A 3,260-nucleotide genomic window follows, 5' to 3' on the forward strand; every position below is an offset into this window, starting at 1 on the left:
TTGATGGGTAGCCAGTCGAGGAGTGTGCCATGACCATCGCTCGTTCACGCCAGATCAGCTTGCAAGATACACCCTATTACCATGTGGTCAGTCGTTGTGTGCGGCGGGCCTTCTTGTGTGGACAAGATACGCACTCTGGCAATAGCTATGAGCACCGGCGTAAGGAAAAAATCTGGGACACAAAAAATCTGGGACACCCACCAATTTGACTGCAGCGTAGCATGCTGCTTCGCTTGATGGGTAGCCAGTCGAGGAGTGTGCCATGACCATCGCTCGTTCACGCCAGATCAGCTTGCAAGATACACCCTATTACCATGTGGTCAGCCGTTGTGTGCGGCGGGCCTTCTTGTGTGGACAAGATACGCACTCTGGCAATAGCTATGAGCACCGGCGTCAGTGGGTTGTCGACAGGCTTGGTCAGCTGTCACGGCAGTTTGCCATCGGGGTGTGCGCCTATGCGGTGATGAGCAACCACTATCACCTGGTACTCAAAGTCGATGTCGAAACCGCCGCTAGGTGGAGTGAGCGAGAAGTAGCCGAGCGTTGGGCGGCGCTGTTTCAGTGGCCGCTGTTGGTGCGGCGTTGGTACCAACATGAATCCCTGATTGATCCCGAGCTTGAAGTAGTCCGGGCGTTTATCGCTACGTGGCGTGAGCGGCTGCACTCAATCAGCTGGTTTGTACGATTGCTCAACGAGAGCATGGCGCGGCAGGCCAATCTGGAAGATGGCTGCAAGGGGCATTTTTGGGAAGGGCGCTTCAAAAGTCAGGCCCTGCTGACAGAGTCTGCGCTGCTGGCTTGCATGGCCTACGTTGATCTGAATCCGATCCGCGCGGCGTTGGTCGACAAACCGGAGCAAAGTGATTACACCAGCATAAAGCAGCGTCTTGATGACGAGGTGCCTGCAGTATCATTGCCGCCGCTGTTGTTGCCGTTTTCCAGCCCAGGTCAGCCCGAGGGGCTGCCGTTTACCTTCACTGACTATCTGATGCTGGTGGATTGGACCGGTCGGGCTATCAGAACGGATAAACGTGGCCATATTCCGGAAAAGCTAGCTCCCATTCTTCAACGGTTGGGCCTTGATAAGGTTCAGTGGTTAAGACAAGTGACACTGTTTCGGCGGCGGGGTATCAGGGTTGTGGGTGACAAGGCGCAGTGCCAGCGTTACGCGGCGCATTGTGGCCAGCGACGATGTCACCAACCTTCACTTTGAGCAGCGGCACACCACTTTGATTCCCCTGCATCGCCTTTGATGCGATGGCTGGAGCTGGCTGAAAAACCACTTTTTAAGCCTAAATCGCAAGCTTTCCTCTTCTCTGAACCGAAGCCCTCAATGATAGTGCTATCACGGCAGCCACCGCCAGCCATACCAAGGTTTGCTCAAAATGGTGGGTGTCCTAATAGTTCTACTATGAGCGTAAGCACAAAAAATACAGCGCCAAAGATCCTGAGTGTATTGGTTCTACTTTTTATGAAGAGGGCAGGCCTCTTAAACTTCTCTTTCATTTTTCGCCTGCGTATAACGTCCCGCATAAACGGCGAGCGAGTTTTGCGAGTCCAGCCCCCACAGGGGGCGATGTTTAATGCGATTGTTATAGGATAACTAGCCAGCGCTCAACATTGAGTAAACTACACCACTAACAAAGACTGAGAGCAGAAAGTTACCTAAACTAGTGCCACCATCAGACCGCAAGGCCTCTCCAAAGTATTCATCCGGAATCCTTGAAGAGATGTAGCTTTCTATAACCTTTCTTGCTTGATTGAAATAAACTCGATTTGCAACCAAACCGCTAAAAAGCATTAATATTACAAGGCTTCCTGCTACAATGATTAAAGCATATTCATGACTAACTCTAAAGTGGCTCACTGCTAAATTGCCGCCAACTGTCGCAGCAATTTCTAACAACATAAGAACAACACCAAACACAGGCATTTTCCTGAAAAAGAACCATTTATACGTAAGCAAAAATGCGTAGAAGTTGAAACCTGCATTGCTGCTCTCATTTTTCATTAGTGACTTCCAACGTTTGGGATAGTAATCCCCCCAAGTATACGCTTTGTACGCCTCGACTGACGTTTCCTTAGCTATTACTATTCTTTTTCTTTCTTGCGTTGATTCAACACTCGTAGGAATCATCCTTCCCTCCTATAACGCCCGCCTAAAGGGCTGATAATGCATACCACTAAACTCAAACACAACAACCGTCACCACCGCGGCTCAATGGGACTGGAAACGCCACGCGTTGACAGTCCCTCTTGAGGCGTTTGTTAGCCCTATGATGACCAAATGCTATCAAATGGAATCGCTTCAATTTTCACGCCAAAACTCGAGATATTCGGCAAGGTCGAATTATGATGTTTTCGTATTTCTGCGCCAGTTGCATGCATTTTATCGTGAGTCGTATGTGCATCAGCTATCAATGTTACATGATAGCCAAGACCTGCTGCTCGACGAGCTGTCGTATCAACACAAAACTCTGACGCGTAACCACATAGAAGTACGCGCTCAACTTCAAGCTCTTTTAATACTTTCTCGAGATTGGTATGCAGAAACGAATCTGGCGTTGTCTTGCGTACAAATAAGTCACTGGACTCTATCACTAAACTTGCTTGTAACTTCCAACCATCTGAACCGTACTCAATGCCTGTATTAGGCTGTTCATGTTGAATAAAAATGACTGGGATTGAGTAACTTCGAGCTGATTCAGTGACGGCATTAATTTTTGCCAACACCAACTGTGACTCAAATGGGTGTGGTTCTGGATCAAATAATATCGACTGAACATCGATCACTAAAACCGCAGATTTCATAATATTCCTCTGATAGGGCTAACGCCGCCAACAGCGGCCGAGCGTAGCGAGGTCCAGAGCACAAAGTGCGCGATGCTGCTTGGCCTTGTTAAATGTAGACTTTGTGACCAAACTGGAACCCAGCTTGATTAATAACATTGCTGCACTGTGAAATGAACTCTAGTGCAGAAGATGTTGGCTCATACTTGCACACCACATTAATTTTGAATTCTTTTCCCTTTGAGTCTGGGTAAGTTTCATATACCTGGCCAGACTCAAGAGAAGCCAAATGGGTATTAATTTTTTCTTGGAGTAGAAATAGGTGCTCATCATTCCATTCCAGATGATCTGAAATTGTAAGCACTACGACACCTTTTTCATGGCTATGTCCCAATTACGTGTTGAAAGGCTAAGCTTGAAGTAGGCCATCACCTTGAGGTCTACCATCATGGATACCCCAGCCTTTCAAC

4 protein-coding genes and 1 pseudogene are annotated in these 3,260 nt (G+C 48.2%); 2 read left to right on the forward strand and 3 right to left on the reverse strand.

The genetic code is table 11. The annotated features are described in order from the left end of the window. Nucleotides 1–29: 29 nt before the first annotated feature. Nucleotides 30–194 (forward strand): annotated as a pseudogene (locus ACW5W8_RS23395) (alpha-amylase family glycosyl hydrolase); the annotation flags it as partial. A gap of 68 nt (nucleotides 195–262) precedes the next feature. Next, entirely contained in the window at nucleotides 263–1,213 is a 951-nt protein-coding gene (locus ACW5W8_RS23400; RefSeq protein ID WP_498630799.1) for a transposase, read from the forward strand. A gap of 390 nt (nucleotides 1,214–1,603) precedes the next feature. On the opposite strand, the gene ACW5W8_RS23405 is transcribed toward ACW5W8_RS23400, so the two are convergent. The 3 genes from ACW5W8_RS23405 to ACW5W8_RS23415 all read right to left on the reverse strand — a co-directional run bounded on the left by ACW5W8_RS23405 (nucleotide 1,604) and on the right by ACW5W8_RS23415 (nucleotide 3,184). Further along, the gene (locus ACW5W8_RS23405; protein ID WP_498630801.1) at nucleotides 1,604–2,137 is read right to left on the reverse strand and encodes a DUF2628 domain-containing protein; all 534 of its coding nucleotides are present in this window, start codon (nucleotides 2,135–2,137) and stop codon (nucleotides 1,604–1,606) included. 137 nt (nucleotides 2,138–2,274) lie between these two features. Then, entirely contained in the window at nucleotides 2,275–2,811 is a 537-nt protein-coding gene (locus ACW5W8_RS23410; RefSeq protein ID WP_498630803.1) for a cysteine hydrolase family protein, read from the reverse strand. Nucleotides 2,812–2,899: 88 nt separating this feature from the next. Then, nucleotides 2,900–3,184: a DUF6572 domain-containing protein gene (locus ACW5W8_RS23415; protein WP_498630806.1), complete on the reverse strand. Its 285-nt coding sequence runs from the start codon at nucleotides 3,182–3,184 to the stop codon at nucleotides 2,900–2,902. Between the last annotated feature and the right edge of the window lie 76 nt (nucleotides 3,185–3,260).

The organism is Aeromonas aquatilis, assembly GCF_054052405.1.

Coding starts and splice junctions, on each gene's coding strand:
- ACW5W8_RS23400 (WP_498630799.1), top strand. CDS start 263: ATGACCATCGCTCGTTCACGCCAGATCAGCTTGCAAGATACACCCTAT.
- ACW5W8_RS23405 (WP_498630801.1), bottom strand. CDS start 2,137: ATGATTCCTACGAGTGTTGAATCAACGCAAGAAAGAAAAAGAATAGTA.
- ACW5W8_RS23410 (WP_498630803.1), bottom strand. CDS start 2,811: ATGAAATCTGCGGTTTTAGTGATCGATGTTCAGTCGATATTATTTGAT.